The sequence below is a fragment of the Paenibacillus xylanilyticus genome (assembly GCF_013359935.1).
Lineage (GTDB): Bacteria > Bacillota > Bacilli > Paenibacillales > Paenibacillaceae > Paenibacillus > Paenibacillus xylanilyticus.
Genome location: NZ_JABMCB010000160.1, coordinates 111,330 through 132,504 on the forward strand (window position 1 = coordinate 111,330; position 21,175 = coordinate 132,504).

Annotated in this window: 21 protein-coding genes and 1 pseudogene; 16 read left to right on the forward strand and 6 right to left on the reverse strand. The window is 44.6% G+C overall.

Annotated elements, in window-relative coordinates; genetic code table 11:
* Positions 1-333: 333 nt before the first annotated feature.
* The 7 genes and pseudogenes from HP552_RS06960 to HP552_RS06990 all read left to right on the forward strand — a co-directional run bounded on the left by HP552_RS06960 (position 334) and on the right by HP552_RS06990 (position 5,175).
* Entirely contained in the window at positions 334-663 is a 330-nt protein-coding gene (locus HP552_RS06960) for an ArsR/SmtB family transcription factor (RefSeq protein WP_175394846.1), read from the forward strand.
* A gap of 14 nt (positions 664-677) precedes the next feature.
* Positions 678-1,075, forward strand: a pseudogene (locus HP552_RS06965) (SRPBCC family protein).
* Positions 1,076-1,168: 93 nt separating this feature from the next.
* Positions 1,169-1,762, forward strand: a complete 594-nt coding sequence (locus HP552_RS06970; RefSeq protein ID WP_175394847.1) for a YdeI/OmpD-associated family protein — start codon at positions 1,169-1,171, stop codon at positions 1,760-1,762.
* A 135-nt stretch (positions 1,763-1,897) separates the two neighbouring features.
* Positions 1,898-2,224, forward strand: a complete 327-nt coding sequence (locus tag HP552_RS06975) for an ArsR/SmtB family transcription factor (RefSeq protein WP_175394848.1) — start codon at positions 1,898-1,900, stop codon at positions 2,222-2,224.
* A gap of 75 nt (positions 2,225-2,299) precedes the next feature.
* Positions 2,300-3,595: an arsenic transporter gene (locus tag HP552_RS06980; RefSeq protein WP_281366013.1), complete on the forward strand. Its 1,296-nt coding sequence runs from the start codon at positions 2,300-2,302 to the stop codon at positions 3,593-3,595.
* 25 nt (positions 3,596-3,620) lie between these two features.
* Complete coding sequence (gene arsC, locus HP552_RS06985) at positions 3,621-4,040, forward strand: arsenate reductase (thioredoxin) (RefSeq protein ID WP_175394850.1); 420 nt, start codon at positions 3,621-3,623, stop codon at positions 4,038-4,040.
* Positions 4,041-4,302: 262 nt separating this feature from the next.
* On the forward strand, positions 4,303-5,175 hold the full coding sequence (locus tag HP552_RS06990) for a YitT family protein (RefSeq protein WP_175394851.1): 873 nt from the start codon (positions 4,303-4,305) through the stop codon (positions 5,173-5,175).
* A gap of 72 nt (positions 5,176-5,247) precedes the next feature.
* Here the strand turns inward: HP552_RS06990 and HP552_RS06995 are convergent, their stop codons facing one another.
* Positions 5,248-6,147: a LysR family transcriptional regulator gene (locus HP552_RS06995; protein WP_175394852.1), complete on the reverse strand. Its 900-nt coding sequence runs from the start codon at positions 6,145-6,147 to the stop codon at positions 5,248-5,250.
* Between the two features lie 172 nt (positions 6,148-6,319).
* On the opposite strand from HP552_RS06995, the gene HP552_RS07000 reads away from it, so the two are divergent.
* Complete coding sequence (locus tag HP552_RS07000) at positions 6,320-7,240, forward strand: DMT family transporter (RefSeq protein ID WP_175394863.1); 921 nt, start codon at positions 6,320-6,322, stop codon at positions 7,238-7,240.
* A gap of 87 nt (positions 7,241-7,327) precedes the next feature.
* Here HP552_RS07000 and HP552_RS07005 read toward each other — a convergent pair whose 3' ends face one another.
* Positions 7,328-8,425 carry a glycoside hydrolase family 88/105 protein gene (locus HP552_RS07005; protein ID WP_175394853.1) on the reverse strand — a complete coding sequence of 366 codons (1,098 nt, stop codon included), beginning with the start codon at positions 8,423-8,425 and terminating at the stop codon, positions 7,328-7,330.
* Positions 8,426-8,562: 137 nt separating this feature from the next.
* On the opposite strand from HP552_RS07005, the gene HP552_RS07010 reads away from it, so the two are divergent.
* The 3 genes from HP552_RS07010 to HP552_RS07020 all read left to right on the forward strand — a co-directional run bounded on the left by HP552_RS07010 (position 8,563) and on the right by HP552_RS07020 (position 9,942).
* Positions 8,563-9,399, forward strand: a complete 837-nt coding sequence (locus HP552_RS07010; protein ID WP_175394854.1) for an AraC family transcriptional regulator — start codon at positions 8,563-8,565, stop codon at positions 9,397-9,399.
* Between the two features lie 87 nt (positions 9,400-9,486).
* Positions 9,487-9,714 (forward strand): small acid-soluble spore protein Tlp, encoded by a 228-nt coding sequence (gene tlp / locus HP552_RS07015; protein WP_175394855.1) that lies wholly within the window; start codon positions 9,487-9,489, stop codon positions 9,712-9,714.
* 39 nt (positions 9,715-9,753) lie between these two features.
* Positions 9,754-9,942 (forward strand): hypothetical protein, encoded by a 189-nt coding sequence (locus tag HP552_RS07020; RefSeq protein ID WP_175394856.1) that lies wholly within the window; start codon positions 9,754-9,756, stop codon positions 9,940-9,942.
* Positions 9,943-10,077: 135 nt separating this feature from the next.
* On the opposite strand, the gene HP552_RS07025 is transcribed toward HP552_RS07020, so the two are convergent.
* A complete protein-coding gene (locus HP552_RS07025) occupies positions 10,078-10,896 on the reverse strand; it encodes a MerR family transcriptional regulator (RefSeq protein ID WP_175394857.1) in 819 nt (272 codons plus the stop codon).
* A gap of 27 nt (positions 10,897-10,923) precedes the next feature.
* A complete protein-coding gene (locus tag HP552_RS07030; protein WP_312884226.1) occupies positions 10,924-11,451 on the reverse strand; it encodes a GNAT family N-acetyltransferase in 528 nt (175 codons plus the stop codon).
* Between the two features lie 305 nt (positions 11,452-11,756).
* On the opposite strand from HP552_RS07030, the gene HP552_RS07035 reads away from it, so the two are divergent.
* Positions 11,757-12,800 (forward strand): NAD(P)-dependent alcohol dehydrogenase, encoded by a 1,044-nt coding sequence (locus HP552_RS07035; protein WP_312884227.1) that lies wholly within the window; start codon positions 11,757-11,759, stop codon positions 12,798-12,800.
* 170 nt (positions 12,801-12,970) lie between these two features.
* Here HP552_RS07035 and HP552_RS07040 read toward each other — a convergent pair whose 3' ends face one another.
* Positions 12,971-14,281 (reverse strand): erythromycin esterase family protein, encoded by a 1,311-nt coding sequence (locus HP552_RS07040; RefSeq protein ID WP_175394858.1) that lies wholly within the window; start codon positions 14,279-14,281, stop codon positions 12,971-12,973.
* 244 nt (positions 14,282-14,525) lie between these two features.
* Here HP552_RS07040 and HP552_RS07045 point away from each other — a divergent pair, with 244 nt between their 5' ends.
* The 4 genes from HP552_RS07045 to HP552_RS07060 all read left to right on the forward strand — a co-directional run bounded on the left by HP552_RS07045 (position 14,526) and on the right by HP552_RS07060 (position 20,682).
* Positions 14,526-15,464, forward strand: a complete 939-nt coding sequence (locus HP552_RS07045) for an alpha/beta fold hydrolase (RefSeq protein ID WP_246310784.1) — start codon at positions 14,526-14,528, stop codon at positions 15,462-15,464.
* A gap of 250 nt (positions 15,465-15,714) precedes the next feature.
* Positions 15,715-16,446, forward strand: coding sequence for a CPBP family intramembrane glutamic endopeptidase (locus HP552_RS07050; RefSeq protein ID WP_175394859.1), 732 nt, complete (start codon positions 15,715-15,717; stop codon positions 16,444-16,446).
* 260 nt (positions 16,447-16,706) lie between these two features.
* Entirely contained in the window at positions 16,707-19,313 is a 2,607-nt protein-coding gene (ppsA, locus tag HP552_RS07055; RefSeq protein ID WP_175394860.1) for a phosphoenolpyruvate synthase, read from the forward strand.
* 235 nt (positions 19,314-19,548) lie between these two features.
* A complete protein-coding gene (locus tag HP552_RS07060; protein WP_175394861.1) occupies positions 19,549-20,682 on the forward strand; it encodes a serine hydrolase domain-containing protein in 1,134 nt (377 codons plus the stop codon).
* Positions 20,683-21,079: 397 nt separating this feature from the next.
* Here the strand turns inward: HP552_RS07060 and HP552_RS07065 are convergent, their stop codons facing one another.
* Complete coding sequence (locus tag HP552_RS07065) at positions 21,080-21,175, reverse strand: IS3 family transposase (RefSeq protein ID WP_376768939.1); 96 nt, start codon at positions 21,173-21,175, stop codon at positions 21,080-21,082.

The window sequence follows — 21,175 nt, forward strand, 5'->3', positions numbered from 1 at the left end:
GGATCAGGATTCACTAAGTGAATACTTTTCCATCTGGTAAGTAACATTACACCTCATAAGAGGTGTTTTTTATTTTCATTATTTCGAAGTGCAGAAAATTTTGGAAAGTGTACTTAAAACTTTATTGACATGACACCGATAGGTGTCGTATAATCAAATCGACACTAAATGGTGTCCAAATGAGAAAAGGTAGCAGCGGCTATGCTGCTCTAAATATTGCATCTTGGGCGCTGCGACCAAAAAGCCGCAAGCTATAGAGAGGCAGGAGATCAACAATTGTCCCTCCGGATCACCATCCATATTTATCCATAGTGAAGATTGGAGGGGAGTGGTATGAGCGAGAACAAGCAATCACGGGATGTTTTTGTCGCCATAGCCGATCCAACCAGGCGCCAACTTATGCAGCTGTTAGCTCAAGCAGAGGAAGTACCGCTTCATGAATTAACGGCACGGTTTTCCATGGGCCGAACAGCGGTATCCAAGCATTTGAACATCCTGAAAGAGGCTGGTCTGGTTGTTGATCGAAAGGTCGGCAGAGAAACGCGGTTTAGGCTAAACGCCTCTCCACTTAGAGAAGTTGAAAATTGGTTGGCTTTTTACAGCAAGTTCTGGAGTATAAATATGATGTGCTTGGACCAACTATTAGAGGAGGAAGAAGAATGAGTTTAACATAGGAATTGGATTATCAGTATAAGCATCGGTCGAGAAGCTGTGGTCAGCCTTAACTGATTCAAACAAGCTTGCCAAATGGATGGCCAACATCCATACCGGTCAAGGAATGGTTAATGATTTTAAACCGGTCGTTGGACATCGTTTTCAATTCCGCACGCAGGCTACGGAGTACTGGAATGGAATTATTGAAGGTGAAGTACTGATCGTGGACGAACCTCACCGGTTATCCTATACTTGGGAGAGCGGTGAGAAGCATACGATTACCTGCACACTACAGGACCTAGGAGATGGAAAGGTTAACCTTCACCTCGAACAAACTGGAATCTCTAACGCTCAGGCACTGGGTGGAGCTAAGTATGGCTGGAGTAAATGGTGCGACGAGCTTGAAAAGATCTTGGCCTAATTGAAAATGGAGGATAAGCATATATTTTTAAGCTTATGCTTGTCCTTTATTCTGAACCATGGATTATAACCAAAAGTATCAGGGGGTAATTTTATGTTGAAAGGTGAAAGAAATACGAAGATTGATCCTTATTTTAACAAGCTTAAGAACTGGAAAGAAGAATTCGAGCTGTTGCGTGAGATCGTACTTGACTGCGGACTGACGGAGGAGTTCAAGTGGATGCATCCCTGTTATACATATGACAACAAAAACATCGTTTTAATTCATGGTTTCAAGGATTACTGTGCACTGCTGTTTCATAAAGGAGCCTTGTTGAAGGATCCGCACGGAATCCTGATTCAACAAACGGAGAATGTTCAGGCAGCCAGGCAGATTCGGTTCACCAATGTTCAAACGATAGATGAAATGCAGCTGATGATCAAGGCTTATATTGATGAAGCCGTTGAAGTTGAGAAATCCGGTCTGGAAGTGGAATTTAAAAAGCACTCGGAATTCACCATTCCTGAAGAGCTGGCTAATAAATTCGTAGAAATCCCTGACTTGAAAACGGCTTTTGAGGGATTGACGCCGGGGCGGCAACGAGCGTATATCATGCATTTTTCTTCACCCAAACAATCCAAAACTCGTGAGTCAAGAGTCGAAAAATATATCCCTCATATCCTTGATGGGAAAGGATTAAATGACTAGATGTGAAACAGCAGAGAAGCGATGGTTCAGCCTTGAGCCCTCGCTCTATTTTTACTTTCTTGTGCACAACATTGACTTTGTCATTTTGGTATTATAATATAAGCATGCACTTATATGCAGAGAGGAGAACATGTGATGAATTCTATTCAAGAAGCATCTGATAAGCTAAAATTGCTGGGCGATAAAACACGTCTAACGATATTATCACTCCTCCAAGAACGTGAATGGTGCGTATGTGAATTTGTTGACATTCTGGGCATGTCTCAACCTGGAATCAGTCAACATTTGCGTAAGTTAAAGGATCAAGGCCTGGTTAAAGAGAGCAAACGGGGACAATGGGTATATTACGCTTTGAATGTAGAGGAAACTCCTTACATTAAGTCCGTTTTGGAATTTATGCCAGACTCGGCAGCCATTCTTAAGTCTTTAAATAAAGAGGGCATTTCATCAGGGTGTAAATAATTTTTCTGCACAATATATAAGTATATTATTATATACAAATATAAAAGATAATAAACGGATAGGGGGTGTATGTGTTTGTTTGCTACGCTTCTTGCGAGCACTATATTTTTGATAACCCTAGTTCTTGTCATTTGGCAACCTAGAAACCTGTCCATTGGTTGGTCTGCTTGCGGTGGAGCGATTCTCGCTTTACTTGTGGGTGTAGTCACTTTCAAGGATGTATGGGATGTTACACAAATCGTCTGGAACGCCACACTTGCTTTTGTTGCAATCATTCTGATTTCGTTGATTCTGGATCGGATTGGATTTTTTGAGTGGGCTGCTTTACATATGGCGAAGGCGTCACATGGCAACGGTGTCCGAATGTTTGTATACGTATCGATTCTGGGAGCGATCGTTTCCGCTTTCTTTGCCAACGACGGAGGAGCGTTGATTCTGACGCCGATAGTTCTGGCTATGGTTAGAGCACTTCACTTTGATGAGAAAAAAGTATTCCCATTTATCATCGCCAGCGGATTTATTGCAGATTCGACATCCTTGCCACTTGTTGTAAGTAACCTGGTCAACATTGTCTCTGCTGATTTCTTTGGTATTACCTTTATGGAGTACGCAGGGAAAATGTTCATTCCGAATCTGTTCTCACTGGTTGCAAGTATAGGCGTGCTGTATCTCTTTTTCAGAAAAAGTATTCCGAAACGCTTTGATGCCAGCGAATTGAAAGCTCCCGTAACGGCCATCAAGGATATGAAGATGTTTCGGTTGTCGTGGGTGGTCTTGAGCGTTCTGCTTATAGGATACTTCGCGAGTGAATTTATAGGACTTCCTGTATCCCTTATTGCGGGTGTTGTTGCAATGTTCTTCCTGTTCATGGCTTCCCGAAGTTCTGCTGTACCGACCACATCGGTCGTGAAGGAAGCACCTTGGGCCATCGTATTCTTTTCAATCGGTATGTATGTTGTCATCTATGGCCTGCGTAATGTTGGTCTGACGGATCTGCTGGCCGTAGCGATCCAGGCTGTGGCCGATCAGGGATTGTTTGCTGCAACCCTTGGTATGGGTTTTATTGCTGCAATTATTTCATCCCTGATGAACAATATGCCTACCGTGTTGATTGATGCTCTAGCCATTGATGCGACAACGGCTACGGGGACTGTTCGGGAGGCGCTCATCTATGCCAATATCATTGGATCGGACTTAGGTCCAAAGATTACCCCCATTGGTTCACTTGCGACCCTGCTCTGGCTTCATGTGCTTAGCACCAAAGGTGTCAAAATCTCATGGGGCACTTACTTTAAGACAGGCATCATTATAACGGTACCAACTCTGTTTATTACGCTAGTGGGACTGTATCTGTGGTTAAGCATTATCTAATTCAAACTACGAGGAGACGATAGACATGACCAAAAAAACACTTTACTTTTTATGTACAGGTAACTCTTGCCGGAGCCAAATGGCCGAAGGCTGGGCCAAAAAATACCTTAGTGACGAATGGAACATTTATAGCGCAGGAATCGAGGCACATGGCCTAAATCCCAAAGCGGTAGCAGCCATGAAGGAAGTTGGTCTGGATATTTCCAGTCAAACTTCAGACATGATTGACTCCGAATTGCTGAACAACGCAGATTTCGTCGTTACCCTATGTGGGGACGCAGCAGATAAATGTCCAATGACTCCTCCACAAGTGAAGCGGGAACACTGGGGTTTCGATGACCCTGCAAAAGCACAAGGCACTGATGAACAGAAATGGACCGTTTTCCAAAGGGTACGTGACCAGATTGGAGAACGGATTAAAACCTTTGCTGAAACCGGCAAATAGGGTGACGGCTTGTTCATGTGTTGGATTTTTCAAATGAAGCATCAGAATTGAAAGCAATGATAAGCCGCTATTTTAGCGGCTTTTTTTCTGTTATGAATGCAGGATTTGGAAGTCTTCTAGTATAAAATTCTTTTCGTTTGACGAAACAGTACAGAAGGATCAAGGTAAAGGAAAATGTCCTTCATGCGGCGAAAAATTTGTCAAAACGGTGATAATTATTATAGACTGTATTTTATGAGTTCTTGTCCAAGGGGGAAAATGAATGCATCAAAGGAAAAAACAAAAATCGAATAAAGCGCGGATTTTCTCAAAAGTATTATTGATTATCATCGGGGCATGTATTACTGCCTATGGTCTAGAAGCCGTATTGATCCCGAACAACGTCTCAGACGGCGGTGTGACAGGTCTGAGTATCGTTGGTTCACAACTGTTCGGATTGCCATTAGGGATACTGATTGGTGTAATTAACATTCCCTTTGTTTGGCTGGGATATAAGCAAATAGGTAAAAGCTTTGCTTTCTACTCGATTATCGGTATTGCCTCACTGGCGGTAAGCACCAGTCTAATGCACCATGTGCCTACAATTATTGAAGGGGACACATTGCTGGTTACGGTCGTCGGCGGGATTATCATCGGTTTTGGTATGGGTCTGGCATTGCGTAACGGCGGGGCATTGGATGGGATAGATATGTTAGCTGTACTGCTTTCACGTAAAGTTCCGTTTGGAACAAGTGATCTAATCTTATTCTTAAATATGTTTGTCTTTATTGTCGTTTCGACCGTATTTGGTCTGCAAGGGGCGATCCTGTCTGCACTTGCTTATTTTATTGCTTCCAAAGTCATTCATATCGTTGAAGAAGGCTTGAGCGGCTCCAAAACGTTTAAAATCATCACGAATCAACCCGAAATCATGGTCGAAACCATTCGTGACCGATTAGGCCGTGGAGCAACCTATACCGATGCTTATGGCGGTTACTCCAATGAACAGTTCAAAGAAATCACTTGTGTAATCAACCGTATGGAAGAGAGCAAAATAAAAGAAATTATTCACGAAATAGACCCGAATGCTTTTGTTGTCGTTTACGATGTAGCAGAAGTTAAGGGTGGTAGCTTCAAAAAGAAAGACATTCACTAATTACTTAAAAATGATGGACAGACAAGAACATAGGTTCAACAAGTCGCTATTGCAGCGGCTTTTTTTATGTTCTTAAACGTCAATCAAAGGTTCACGATCCGTTTGAAAAGAAAACAGGCTTTGAGCAGCCTCAACAAAGGTTTTTACCGCTATCGTACAATCTTTCTCGGGACCGGTTGCGATATGAATGTCCCGGTAGGCTTCAGGTGACAGGCGTTTCAGCGAAATACCCTGTGGAAGGTCCAGGAGTGACAACTCCGACATTACCGCCAACCCTTCACCGGCAAGAATCATTTGAAGTGATGTTCTGTAATTATAGAGGATGTATTCCACTTTTGGCGTCACTCCCGCACTTTCGAACCACTTCAGAACAGGGGGCTCATATCCAGCTTTCCAGAGCAGCATGGGTTCCTCACGCAAATCTTCAGGACTAATAATGGTCTTCTCGACTAATGGATGATCATCTCTCATGACCGCATATATGCCTTCCCGGTAAATAGGGAATGAATCGGTCGTTTCATCCGACGGGATGAGCAGACCCACATCGATCTGCCGATTATCCAACCATTCCTGTACCTCTGCAATGGTACCTTCCACAATGCTGAATTCCAGATTGGGATATTGTCGCTTAATGTGACGGATCAGTTTTGGGACAAAGTAGGACGAGGCTACCGGGAAAGCGCCAATACGGACGCAACCAGTCTCCAATCCCTTTTCGCTCGCGATTTCCTGATCGATTTTCTCATAACCTTGAAGGATTTCCCGGAAAATTCGGACAATTCGCTCTCCGATTGGTGTTAGCGCAACACCACGGCGTCGGTCCCGGATAAGCAGCGTAACCCCGAGTTCACGTTCCAGAGTAGTAACCGCACGGCTGACAGCCGGCTGCGTCATATTCATTTTCTCGCTGGCTATCGTAAAGCTTCGGGTCTCCGATATCGTGACGATCAACTGCAGAAGTGATTTATTCATATCAAATTTGGTATCTCCTTCATGAATTATATTCATTTTATTTATAGATAAGCGTATTGTATCATGTTTATAAGAAAACAGAAAAGAAACCAGAAGTGAAACTTACCGGAATCTCAAACATGCCCATAGGGTAAAGGGATCTGGAATCAAAGTGGATAGGAGTTTGATTGTGATGAAAGCAAAAGCCTGGCTATTTTTAATATTGGCAAATTTGTTTTGGGCGGGAAACCTGATGTTCGGCAAAGCGGTGACGTCTGATTTTCCGCCGATCTGGGCATCCTTCTTGCGATGGCTGATTGCGGCTATTGTGTTGATTCCACTTGCGCAGTTGGTAGAGAAGCCAAAATGGCTGAAGGTATGGAAGAACAATTGGGGCGTTCTGCTATTCTTGTCACTGGTGGGCGTTGTGGCCTACACACTTCTCACATACACGGCTCTCCAACACACGTCGTCTACGAATGGCAGCTTGATTAACAGTTTAACTCCAGCCGTGATGATTGTATTGTCCCTATTATTTCTCAAAGATAAAATTACTAGATGGCAGGGTGCAGGGTTGGTATTGTCCTTCCTGGGCGTACTGACGGTATTAACGAAAGGACATTTGCTCGGGATATTCAGCACACACTACAATCAGGGAGACGGCATCATGCTGCTCGCAGTATTTCTGTGGGCTATCTATTCCATTGTCGGCAAAAGAGCGCAGCATCTTCCGCCGATTACATTTGTAGCCTTTACTGCTTTTATAGGCGTCGTTTGCATGACTCCACTGTTGTTCCTGCAGCCGCTGCATATCGAGCACGTCACTTCTTTTGGTATTACAGGTATCCTTTATTTAGGATTATTTCCTTCCATCGGGTCATTTCTATTCTGGAACCAGGGAGTCAAGGAACTCGGGCCAGGCAAAGCCAGTATCACGATGAATTTGATGCCCATTTTCACCGCGATTCTCTCTGTAATGTCTGGTCAGGAATTGCTGATCACCCAGATCGTCGGCGGTGCAATCGTCATTATGGGGATGCTGTTGTCGGCAAACCTCATGGCCAAGAAAGGGAGAACCAAAACGTTTTGGAAGCGAACGGGCCGAACCGTTTAATAAGGAACACTTCCCATATTCCTCGGACGAAAAGCAGGGAAAATCAAGAAGACAGGGACGAGTATCCCTGTCTTTTTTGGTACTAACCTATTTTGCTGCCAGATTCATCTCCACACACATGAGAATAAAGGCTCCTGCTCCATGCAGGTCATTCTCGCTGGTTGGGCGTGCGATATAGTGGTCATAATCGCCAATTCCCGTTCCGATACAAATGTTGCCGATCACAACGTTACCGTTCTCATCGAACTTCAGTGTATCAATGACTCCGTGGTAACCTTTCCAGGCATACTTCAAATATTGAGCGTCCAGATAGCCGAACCGAACCGCCTTGGCAATGGAGTGAGCAAACAATGCCGTGCAGGAGTTTTCGTGCCAGTTATCCGGGTGATCTCCTTTGTCGACGACTTGATACCATAATCCGGTGGTGGGATCCTGGTAGTTCGTCAGTGCGATCAGCAGATCCTGTACAATGGTCACGAGTTTGGCTTTATCGGGATGATCCTCTGGCATGTATTCAAACATTTCAAGCAAAGCGACAGGATACCAGCCGATGGCGCGGCCCCAGAATTCCGGAGCGAGACCCGTTACAGGGTCAGCCCATTTGGCTTCCTTGGTTTCGTCCCAACCGTGGTACAGCAAGCCAGTGGCAGGGTCTTTTGTATGTTTTTCCATAAGCAGTGCCTGAAAGACCATCATGTCGATGTAATCGCTCTCACCAAATGTTTTGGCATATTGTACGGCAATGGGGCCAGCCATATATAAACCGTCCAGCCACATTTGATTCGGATAGTGTCCCTTGTGCCAGAATCCGCCGGAGGAATTCGTCGGCCAAGATTTCAGCAGGGGTACCAGGGTGTGCAGAGCTTTTTTGTACCGTTCATCTCTCGTCTGCTCGTAGAGCGTGAAGAGAAGCACACCAGGTTGTATGTCGTCTAACTCATCGGATTTAAACTTTTTGATGCTGCCATCCTCGAGAATTTGACTATCAACCCATCCTTTGATGTAGTCGTACAGCTTTTGTTCTCCGGTCTGCCGCCAGCATTTTTCCATGCCGGACAGAAAGACACCCTGATGGTAATGAAATCGATCCGGTGGAAGATTCTCCGGCTCAAATTTGTCCATTAACGCTTCGCAGGCTTTTAATGCCCATTGAATCGGAGTCGTGATTGATGAGGTGGTTTGCATGTATCCTTCCTCCTTGGTTGGTTGTACCTCCATTTTACCATCGGGATATGTACATTCTTTGCGGAATCTATCCATTTCTTCTTATTTCTTGCGATATAATAAACAACAGGGACGAGATGGAAGGGGCATTCAGTAAAATGGGGAATCTATATTACGAGAATCATGCGGGCACTTTTTTGGTATCTCACCGGAAAGCGTTAAGCCATCATATGCCGGTCAGCCATTTTCATAGCACTTACGAAATTTATATTTTGATGTCGGGCAAGCGGGAATTTTTCATTCAAGACCGGACGATTACCATCAATGAAGGCGATGTCGTCATCATCGCACCCAATATTCTGCACCGTACAACCAATGCGGAGCGGCCAAAGCATGAGCGGCTCATTATTAACATGCATGAACAATATTTTTCGCTGGATGGTTCTCACCGGGAAGCACTTCTGCCTATGCTGGACCGAGATTATTTGATATTAAAGGATTCCTTGCGCAACCGACAGCTGATTGAACCGCAATCCAGGGCGATTATTCAGGAGATGCAGGAGCGCAGTAGCGGCTTTGAGTTGTTTGCCCAGACGCTCGCCGTGCAGCTGCTTATCATGTGCTGCAGACAATTCAAGCAGCATGATGCGGAACCGCTGGCATCACCAAGTCCCATGCATGAACGAATATCAGAGATTGTCCGTTATATTAACGAACATTACATGGAGGAACTATCCCTTCATTTGCTTGCGGACAGGTTCTTTATTAGTCCATATTATTTGAGTCGATCCTTCAAAGAGGCGACGGGATTTGCCTTTGTGGAGTACGTGAATAGTGTTCGGATCAAGGAAGCCAAAAAACAGCTCGAGAGTTCCAGCCTGAAAGTGAATTTGATTGCGAGAAAGGTGGGATTCGGAAGCGTAACGCATTTTGGCCGAGTGTTCAAAGTCGTTACGGGTCATTCTCCATTACATTATAGAAGGAAAGGAGAATGATTTTCATGCATAAGCACTGCTCTCTTTTGGAACACTTCTGTAGTGCGAATAAACAGCACTGATTCCATATTTGGGGAGGTGACATGTATGAGCAAACCGGATAACCGTGAGGACAACGTTGAACATTTGCAAAACGCGGTTCAGAACACGATCGAAAATTACCGGGAAGCGGAAGACTATCTCGAGGAATTTGGAGATGAGATTCCAGCACGGGAAAAAGGTCAAATCGAAGAGAAAAACGAACGCCGTAAACATAGCATTTCCGGATTCCGTGAAGAAATCCAAGATGAATCCAGACATCAGCAAAACTCATAATGTGGAGACTTATTTTGATTTTGTAGGAGGATCAACCATATGACGAATCAGGATCCACAGGAGCTTCTGAAGCAAAAACACGAGCAGGATGAGCACAAAAGGCAGTTCACCAATTTTGCCCGTAGTGTATCTGGACAGGGTGAAATGGAAGCTGGCCAAGAATTCAGCCATGACCGACAGGACGACGATCAAAACCGCATGAAATCGGTTGAGAATAAGCGCGCCTGATCCTAACCAACCCAATTCACGAATAAGCTGATCCTTTCTATGGATCGGCTTATTCGTTTTATTTTCACCCACAAATACTATTGTTTATTAAAACGTCAGTTTATTCGTTTCTTTTGAAAATTATCCGACGATTTCTTATTCCATGGCAACCCTCACCTGGATTTCGGTCAGAAATTGATCGGTAATGATGGTATCTCGATTATCTATTTCATAAATTTCGAACGGGTCTCCCAACAGCCGAAATCCATGTTCACCTGCATACGCGACGACATCCAGCATTTTCTCATGACTTTGACGATAATCTCCACGATAGTAGAGCGATAGATAATCCCCAGCCGGCAGGCCGTAATCGGGGTCGATCAGTCCGGCTCCATCAGAATCAAAAATAAAGAAGACGGAGTTAAAAACATCCCTCAAGCCATGATTCAGCTCCTCAAGCGAGACGGATGCCCCATACAATTGATTGCCAAAATCCAGAATGTGGCCTTTATGCTTCTGATGCAGCTTCTTAATGGCATAATCCATCTCCTCATCCCTCGTTATGCGTGTATTTAATTGCAAACAAGGTCGTTCAGAGTATGTTTTGATGGAGAAAACACCCGTCTTGATAAGCATTGCTTCGGTCAGTACCTTGATTCTGCCTTGAATGATACGTTGCGTAGTTTCAAGCTTTGCAACCTGTTCCTGGATCAGTTCTTGTTCCTTGTATAACAATTCGAGTGTGTTTTCAACACTTTGTTGATCGAGGTACGCTTTGATCTGCTGCATCGTAAAATCCAGCTGACGCAGGTCACGGATGATATTTAATTTGTACATATCATGAAGACTATACAGACGGTATCCGTTGCAATCTCGACGAGGGACCAACAATCCCAGTTTTTCATAATAACGCAGCGAGTCGACACCTATTCCATAGAGCTTGGAAATTTCATTAATTTTGTAATCGTTCTTCATTAGTTTCCTTTCCTGCATATATCTATTTTATGCGTATGCGTAAGAGGTTGGTATGCCGTACACTTCCTTATACAATACCTTTCTCACCATTTCAAATTCACTTGAAGTCAAACCTTTTGGATAACTCATGATCTGCAGTGGCATGGCGGGCTGTCCTGCACGGAGTGCCGGCTGAACATAAGTATAATCTTCCAGGCGGAATCCCAAACGCTCGTAGAAACCGATTCTTCTTCGTCTCAGGTCATCATCGGGCAATTCGACTTCCAGAATAACTGGCATGTCGGACTCTTTCATGAAACGCTCCATGATCTGCTTTCCGATGCCACTTCCACGAATGGATGGAGAGACTGCTACATTTTCAACGTACCTGAAGGTCTCGAACTCCCAGCCTGCGAGAAAACCAATCACTTCATTTTGCCCGTTCTCCTCAGTAAGAAGTCGATAAAGCGAATTGGATAACAGCTTCTTCTGTTCGGCGTATTCCCGATATTCTGATTCGGGAAAAGATTGCTTCAAAATTTCAAATACTTGATCAAACCGATTATTAATCATCATTGTTCCCCCTGATTCGTGAAAAACCATATTTCGATATGGATCACGATAAACCCTGGTACGATACCAGAGTCAAGTGGGGTGATATAAGAGTTCTAAAAGGAACAATTTGAATCTATACATTAATTCGGTATTTTCAACTTTAAAATGAAACTACAAAAAATGCTCAACGTATCAGTTGTTTGAAGGTCTGAACACTCTGCTGCAGCTTGGTCATAAACTGCACGAGAAATTCTGAACGATACGACTTTCTTGCGTCAGGGTTACAGGATATCGATACACATAAGTCTATCGAATGGAGAATGCCCGTGAGAGAACGAATGGATAACACGGAAACACCCGGAGAACGGAATGCAAAAGCAATGCGAGCAATGGTCTATGACACATACGGAACACCCGATGTCCTACGAATAGAAGAGGTGGACATTCCTGCACCAAAGGATGATGAAGTGTTAATTGAAGTCCATGCCGTATCGGTTAACTCCTGGGATTGGGATCTCCTTCGCGGAAAACCGTTCGTCAACCGGCTCGGTGCAATGCGGAAACCACGTTATCGTATTCTCGGTGCAGACATTGCAGGACGGGTAATCGCGGTTGGAGCAGCTGCCAAACAATTTAAGCCCGGTGACGAGGTGTTCGGGGATCTATCCGGCTCCGGCTGGGGCGGGTTTGCGGAATATGTATGTGCCAGAGAGGATGCGTTGACAACCAAACCAGCAGGAATCAGCTTTGTGCAAGCGGCTGCCATCCCACAAGCTGCTGTTCTAGCTTTACAGGGACTGCGTGATCAAGGGAAATTGCAAGGGGGACAACAAGTTCTGATCAATGGAGCCGGTGGCGGAGTCGGGACGTTTGCAATTCAATATGCGAAATTACACGGAGCGGAAGTAACTGCGGTTGATCGCGACGGGAAGCTGGAAATGCTGCTTGGTATAGGGGCCGACCGAGTGTTGGATTATACGAAAGAGGACTTCACTGCATCAGGATCAAGATATGACTTGATTGTTGATGTTGTCGGAAACCGTTCTGCTTTTGCTTTGAGGCGCGTATTGGCGAAGGGAGGTACCTATGTGATGATTGGAGGCACCATGTCACACATTCTCCTGAATCTGTTGTGGAGCCCGTTTTCATCTTGGCTTGAAAAAAAGAAATTTACATTACTTATCCATAAACCGAATCAGGGAGATCAAATGGTTTGGAAGGAACTTGTCGAATCAGGCCAGGTCACACCGATCATTGATCGGCAGTACCCTTTAAGTGAAGCAGCTCAGGCACTTCGTGATATTGGTGAAGGTCGTGTGAAAGGAAAAGTCGTCGTTTGCCTGAAGGAACCTGAGCAACCTATAAAATGAATATGAGATCGACAAAGGGAGCTGACCATGTTTTACTCATTTACTGACGGAAAACGATAGTCCAATAAAAAGCAGCAGTCTCCCGTTTTGATTGAACGATGCAGAGACTGCTGCTTGTATGTTGGAATCCGCCTGCGATACCCACAGATGTTCAGCAAGATCCGTTATGTTTAAAATAAAGCTTCGGTTGCAACCGGTTGATGCACTGGCAGTGGCTGAAGAGCGGTGGTCCGATCGATATGAATAAACGCATCATAACGATCCGCCATGTTGGAAGGTACATAATTGCCATATCGCTCATGATCAGGATTATATACCACACCGATCGCACGGTGGCCAATGGACTTATGCAAGACGGAGGATGTATCGGAGAGCATAACCATGCCGTCCCGGCCTTCACCTGCCCGGTGCATGTAATCCTCCCAGCTTCCTGGCTGTCCAGGTGGAACAATCATTTTCTCCACAGGATCTCCCCAAGCTCTTCCCGCGAGTACCTCACCCTGATAGGTTCCGAAGCCAACGGCAAACACCCGATGCTCCGGGTCCTCTCGCAGCAGCTGACCGACATTCACCATGCCATCCTGTATCATATCGGTTGCCCGCGCGTCACCAATATGCGTATTGTGCTCCCAGACAATGGCTTTGGCAGTTCTTCCATAATAGGCCATGATTCTCTTTAGCGATTCAACCATATGTTTGTCCCGAACATTCCAGGATTCCGGACCGCCTCGGACCATCGTACGGTAGTAGGCCTCGGAGCTGGAAGTAACCAACATATTGACCTCAGCATTCAGCTCTTCCTCACTGGCTGGATGCGCCATGCGGCGGTTCTGCATCTGTTTCAGCAGTTCAACCACTTCATTCTCACAGCTCTCCGAAAGCAATCCTGCCGCGATGCCATAACTCTGATGATCCTTGCTGTAAGGATCGAAGCAGGCGTATGTGCGGCGTGCCTGTTCCAGTTGGGGGGACTTTGTTTCCTCCAAATAACCGATAATGGCCTCCATGGATTCCCACAACGAATACATGTCTATTCCATAAAATCCAACCTTCGGACGTTCACTGCTTTCAGTGTGATTGGCTGCATTATGCTCTTTCAGCCACTCGGCAAAATAACAAATATCCGTATTCGCCCACATCCAAGTTGGCCAGCGGGTAAAATCGCCCAGTGCATCGGATGCCGAAGAATCGGATCCCACCATTCCTTTCACATACCGGTTCAACCGATAAGCAGCGGGCCAATCACCCTCCACGCCGATGATGTTGAATCCCTTGTTTGCAATCAGCCTCTTCGATAGCTCGGCACGATATCGATAAAAGTCAGCTGTCCCATGGCTTGCTTCGCCGAGCAGTACAATATCTGCATCCCCGATCGCGTTAACCATGCGGTCCAGATTCTCCATGCCATCCAAAGGGATAAATAAAGCATTCAGTTCTTTCAAATAAGCACTCTGCTCTGATTGAATATTATTGGTACTCATAAAATAAACCTCCTAAGGCAATATGAGTAAATTATCTCCGGTTTGTCCATTTTATAACCAATTCAAGCTATCTTAGTTTACAATCTTATTGAAGGAACAGGACATCGTCCTATTGCCGATTACGGTGATAAAAAAGGAAAAATGACTAAGGGCCAACTCGATAACATAATTTGTTATATGGAGAAACGCGGTATAAATTATCAAATAATCTGATCCCTATTTCTAGATCAGGGAGGGGGAAGAGATGAAAAAGTCAACCACGGAAGCTAACAGAACCGCTGAAGCAAAGATGGGTTGTTTTATTTCCGCAACACCTCAGGTGGAATTCGAATCCGCTTATAACGAGGCAATGGCCCTTCTCCCAACGCCAGCTTTGACCCAGGATGTTGAAACGGAGTTTGGTACGGTGCGTGTTTATACCTTCACCTATAAAGCTAACCAGGAGAAAGAACCGTTGTTATTATTACCAGGACGTTCTTCTTCAACGCCCATGTGGGAACCCAATCTACGGGGATTAATGAGCGAAAGACCGGTGTATGCACTTGATTTGCTGGGAGAAGCGGGAATGAGTCGGCAAACGAAGATAATAGCAAATCAAAAGGAGCAAGCGCGCTGGCTGCACGAAGTAATTACCCGTTTAAAGCTGGAAAAAGTGCATCTGGTCGGCGTCTCCATTGGCGGGTGGACGGCTATGAATGTAGTGCGCTTTTATCCGGAAAAGGTGGCCTCGGTCAGTTTGTTGGACCCGGTGTTTGTTTTTGCACCTATTTCCTTAAAAATGATAGCTGCCTCCATCCCGGCATCTGTTCCGTTTATGCCCAAATGGATCCGCGAAAAAATGCTCAGCTACATCTCCGGCGGGGCGAAAGCGGATGACAGTGAACCGATTGCCAGATTAATTGAATCAGCAATGCGCACCTTCAAGGTCAAGTTGCCGGCGCCGGATCTGTTCAGCTCCTCCGATTTACAGAAGATTGAAGTACCCGTACTGGCATTCATGGCACAGAACAGCACCATGCATGATTCGGTAAAAGCGGTGAGGAACGGCACTACATATGTTCCCGGTCTCGAGATCATCAACTGGCCCAATGCCTCCCACGCAATTAACGGGGAGTACCCGGATCAAGTTAACGCCAAGATTGCTGTTTTTGTAGAACAGCACTCTAACGATTCCATCAAGTGAGAATGAAGATTCGAGATTAGAGTGAAATGTAGTATTCACGTATTTCTAACCCTTTTGTTTGGATAGAAATATTGGGCAACAATCAATTTGACTCATCCCTGATTGTTCACCTAATAATGAACGTAGATATAATCACTAACTTCTTAAGTAGGGAGAGGAGCGAACAGTGATTGATCATCTAGGTAGGTTTCGGAGAGTGATCATAAGTATAATGATTATTCTTGTGTCAACCTCGCTATTCTGGCGGCTAATGGACAGAATCCAACAAAGTTATATGGAGTCTGGCTATAGCCAATTACTTCACCTTCTCATGGGTGTAACTATAACTCTCCTGGTATTGATGACTCTGTATATTGTTGGGGATTGCAATAAGGAGAACCTAGGATGGAGGGAACATCGTTCATTTAAAACAAAACTGAGTTCATTTATTTCTGGTTTTCTGATCTGGCTCATTCCCGCAACGTTGGGGGTGACTCTTTGTATCACTCTAGGCTGGAGCAATGTCATCATTTTAAACACCTCCATTAGCAATATGCTAATAGGTGCTGGGCTTCTCATGATTACCGTTTTTCTCATTGAGGCACTACCTGAGGAACTTATATTTAGAGGTATAATATTTAAACTTCTGCAAACGATCCTACCACAGTGGTCTGTTGTAATGATTCAAACGGTACTCTTTTCATTGTTTGCTTGGGGAATCGGGGCAATGTATTCTTCAGAACAAATTCAATTTTTACCTGGATTTGCTCTAATCCTAGGCTATCTGCGAGCAGTGTCAGGAACAGTATGGGTGACGATCGGTTTTCACACAGCTATCATGACGTTTACCCAATTCCTACTACCAATTCATGGTTATGCATTGGTAGTAGGAATGAAAGCAATGCAATTCACGGCCTTTGTGTTGTTACCATCTGCATTAGGCGGAATTTTCTTAAGCTATTTGTATCCAAAGCCTGATTGGAAGGGGATTAGCCCAAATTAACAATGTAATAAAAGTTAATTGAGATTGATAATGAATTCATTATTGTTCCTAATAATCACGAATATCAATAAAAAAAGAACCTGACAACATTGCTCAGGTTCTTTTGTATTGCATATAAACAGGCACGATGATATGATCAATTCACGACTTTATATATGTATGAAGACATAGATAATCTATCTTATAATTTAATTTTAACATGCCGGTGAAATCTTGTCAAAGGAATTTTTTGAAAAATTTGATACTAGGAGAGATGTTGAATGAGTTCTCGGGTTCTCAGTTTCCAGGAGATCGAAAAGACACAGCTTGGGCTCGTTGGAGGGAAGGGGTTAAATTTAGGGAAACTCTCAAAATTGGAAGGGATCGAAGTACCTGAAGGATTTTGTGTAACGACAGTGGCATATCAAAAAGCCATTAAACAAAACGCGATGTACCATGCTCTGCTGGGTCAATTAACCTTGTTAAAAGCAGAAGACCGAGAACAAATTGGACAAATCAGCAGGCAGATTCGGAAAATCATTTTGAACTCGGAAATTCCTTCCGACGTTGTGCAAGCAGTTAGTCACTATCTCTCTCGATTTGGAGGTGAGCATGCTTATGCCGTGCGTTCCAGTGCAACTGCTGAAGATTTACCACATGCCTCTTTTGCTGGTCAACAAGACACCTACTTGAATATCATCGGCAAAGAAGCCATTTTGCAGCATATCAGCAAATGTTGGGCATCCCTGTTTACGGATCGTGCGGTAACCTACCGTATACAACATGGATTTGGCCACAGCCAGGTTTATTTGTCTGTTATTGTTCAAAGGATGATCTTCCCGCAAGCTTCAGGAATTATGTTTACAGCTGATCCGATTACGTCCAACCGAAAACTGTTATCCATTGACGCCAGTTATGGGCTTGGAGAAGCATTGGTTTCCGGCTTGGTATCTGCTGATGGTTATAAAGTGCGGGATAAGGAAATCGTCGATAAGACGATCGCAGCCAAAAAATTGGCTGTCTATGGACGAAAAGAGGGCGGAACAGAGACGCAGCTGAACGATCCTGAACAGCAAAAGACTCAATCGCTAACGGATCAACAAATTTTAGAACTGGCACGCGTAGGAAGACAGATTGAAGCTTATTTTGATTCCCCACAGGATATCGAATGGTGTTTGGCCCATGACACGTTTTATATTGTGCAGAGTAGGCCCATCACGACATTGTATCCCATCCCTGAAGCGAATGATCAAGAAAATCACGTTTACGTATCTGTCGCTCATCAACAAATGATGACGGATCCCATGAAACCACTTGGAATGTCTTTATTTGAGTTAACCTCTTTTGGACCCAGGTTTAAAGCGGGTGGAAGGTTATTTGTTGATATCACACAGCAACTGTCTTCGCCTGAAAGGAGAGAAGTTTTATTAAATAATCTGGGATCCGACCCGCTCATAAAAGGTGCACTTATGACCATAATAGAGCGAGATTTTATAAAATTGTTACCAACAGACCAAAAGGAACCTTACGCCAATAAAAGCAATAAAGGGATGTCTGCCGGCATTCAACCACAACCCGAAATTGATCCGGCAATTGTTCCTAACCTCATTAATAATAGTCAAACATCGATAGAAGAGTTAAAACAAAATATCCAAACAAAATCGGGATCTGATTTAATTGATTTTATTCTGGAAGATATCCAGCAATTAAAAAAGATCTTATTTGACCCGCAAAGTACGGCTGTGTTTATGGCGGCTATAAATGCTACAGCATGGATCAATGAAAACATGAACCAGTGGTTAGGTGAAAAGAACGCGGCAGATACCCTTTCTCAATCTGTACCGAATAATATTACTTCGGAAATGGGTTTGGCACTATTGGATGTCGCGGATGTGATTCGCCCTTATCCGGAAGTCATTAATTATTTGCAGCATGCAAAAGAAGATCACTTTCTGGATGAACTGCTTAAGTTTGATGGAGGTAAGGAAACCCAAAAAGCGATTAATGATTATCTCAGCAAATACGGAATGCGATGTTCCGGAGAAATCGATATTACAAAAACTCGCTGGAGTGAAAAACCAATTGCACTTGTCCCCACGATTCTGGGTAACATCAAGAACTTTGAGCCTAATGCAGGCAAACGGAAATTTGAGCAAGGGCGCCAAGAAGCTTTGGAAAAGGAACAAGAGTTGATAGGCCGATTAAAGCAATTGCCGGATGGTGAACAAAAAGCCAAAGAAACCAAACGCATGATTGACATTGTCCGGAATTTCATCGGTTATCGGGAATATCCCAAATACGGCATGGTTAATCGCTACTTCGTTTATAAGCAGGCTCTATTGAAAGAAGCCAAGCAACTCGTTCAAGCGGGCGTTATTCATGAAAAAGAAGATATATACTATCTTACTATTGAAGAACTTCATGAAGTAACACGTACGAATAAACTGGATTACCCTATCATCAACGAACGCAAAGAAGAATACAAACGTTATGAAAGACTCACTCCACCTCGTGTAATCACGTCTGATGGTGAAATCATTACAGGTGAGTACAAACGAGAAAATTTGCCAGCTAATGCGATTGTAGGTCTGCCTGTTTCTTCCGGAGTAATAGAAGGAAGAGCGCGTGTCATTTTAAACATGGAAAGTGCTGATCTGGAAGATGGAGATATATTAGTCACCTCCTATACTGACCCTGGCTGGACACCATTGTTTGTATCTATCAAAGGCCTAGTCACCGAAGTGGGTGGACTGATGACACATGGAGCGGTTATTGCAAGGGAATATGGGCTGCCAGCAGTTGTCGGAGTGGAGAATGCGACCAAGCGGATCAAAGATGGGCAGCGCATTAGGGTACATGGAACAGAAGGGTATATCGAAGTATTGTAACTGTCAGTTGAAAGCTCAAAAGCTTAAGAAATATAGAACAGACAGTGGTTGAGGAACCGTAATACTGGTCATAAAGTCGCTATTTTAGCGGCTTTCTTTGTTTCAGGAGTATAAGTTTGATCGGGTAGTGGTCAACGCTGGCGAATGGTCGTATATTTATAGTATGTGCATCGTGGTATTGAACATGGACCACATTGCGCAAGGATAACGACTTTACATAAAAGGACGGGGAAACATGGACTTTAAACCGCTTGCTTCATTCATTGACCGCATTACATCCTGGAGGATTCCATGGGCAGAAGTGTTGGTTATGCATCAAAATGATACCGTTTTCCACTATCGGAACGGTTACGCCAACTTGGAGGAGAAAACGCCCATCGGTGATGAGGCCATCTTCAACCTATACTCCATGACCAAAATTATGACTTGCGTCGCAGCGCTTCAGCTTGTAGAAAGAGGGCATATGTTGCTCAGTGATCCGGTGTCCGACTATCTGCCGGAGTATGCAGATATGAAGGTGAAGAATGTATTGCCAAATGGAGAGGTCAGGCTGGAAAAAGCAACAAGGCCGATTACGGTACGCGATTTGTTTACGATGACTGCTGGGTTCTCCTATGACGTTGGTGCACCCTCCATCCAGGAAGCGGTGCAGAATACAAACGGAACATTGCCGACCCGCGAATTTGCGAAAGCGCTCGCGAAAGAGCCGCTTCTGTTCGAACCAGGCACGCATTGGAACTATAGCATGTGCCATGATGTCCTAGGAGCTCTGGTGGAGGTTGTAAGCGGAAGACGCTTTGGGACGTATCTGCGTGAAGAAATCACTGGTCCGCTTGGCATGAACGATACAGCGTTCGATCTGAACGAAGATCAGGAGGCCCGACTGATTCCGCAGTACGCGTATAATGATGAACTTGAAAAAGCCGTACGTATGGACGGAAATGGATTCCGGGTAGGCACCGAACTGGAGAGCGGCGGCGCCGGGCTTTTATCTACGGTTAGCGATTACGCGTTGTTCCTGAACGCGCTTACTGGGCGCGGAACCAGTCCGGAAGGCGTTCGAATCCTGTCACAGGCTTCAGTGGATCTCATGCGAACAGATCATCTGAATGACATGACCCGCCCGGACTACTCCTGGGATCACATGGGTGGGTACGGTTACGGATTGGGTGTACGCACTCACGTCTCCAAGTCAGGAAGCGGCTCTCTCAGTCCACTTGGCGAATTTGGCTGGAGTGGTGCTGCAGGATGCATGGCCATCATCGATCCGGACTCCGGGCTTACTGTCATGTATGCACAGCACCTGCTGAACAGCCAGGAGCCTTACATTCAGAGACGTTTGCGAAATGTCGTGTATTCGTGCCTGTAAGACAAAAATAAGTTTGATGCTTAATGTTGTTTGACTCGGATGCCATTAGAGTGATTCATCAAATGAAGAAGAACAGGGACGCGGACTATGCCGCGTTCCTTTTTTTATATTTAGAAAAGTAACTGTAACTTCATATCTCCGATTGTAATTCTCACAGGCTTCCAACAGATGACATGGATCAAGGCTTGTGCTTTCAGTTTCAGAAGAGCAGCGGCTCGCCTCCAGGCAGGAGATCAGCTCATCCTCTACCTATCTGGCACGGATTGCTTCAAGCCTTCAGGAATTGACGGACAAGTTCAAGATCTAAGGGTTTTTCAAAAGCATAAGCATAGTTGCATTAAAAGTCGCTAATATGGTCATAACCCTGTCAAGTAGACAGTACAAAAAAAGACAAGATTTAAGCTGCGGCCGTTTCCCGGTATTCTACCGGGGAACGGTCGTTTAGTTTTTTCTGAAATCGGTTTTGGTTGTAAAACAATATGTATTCTCTCAC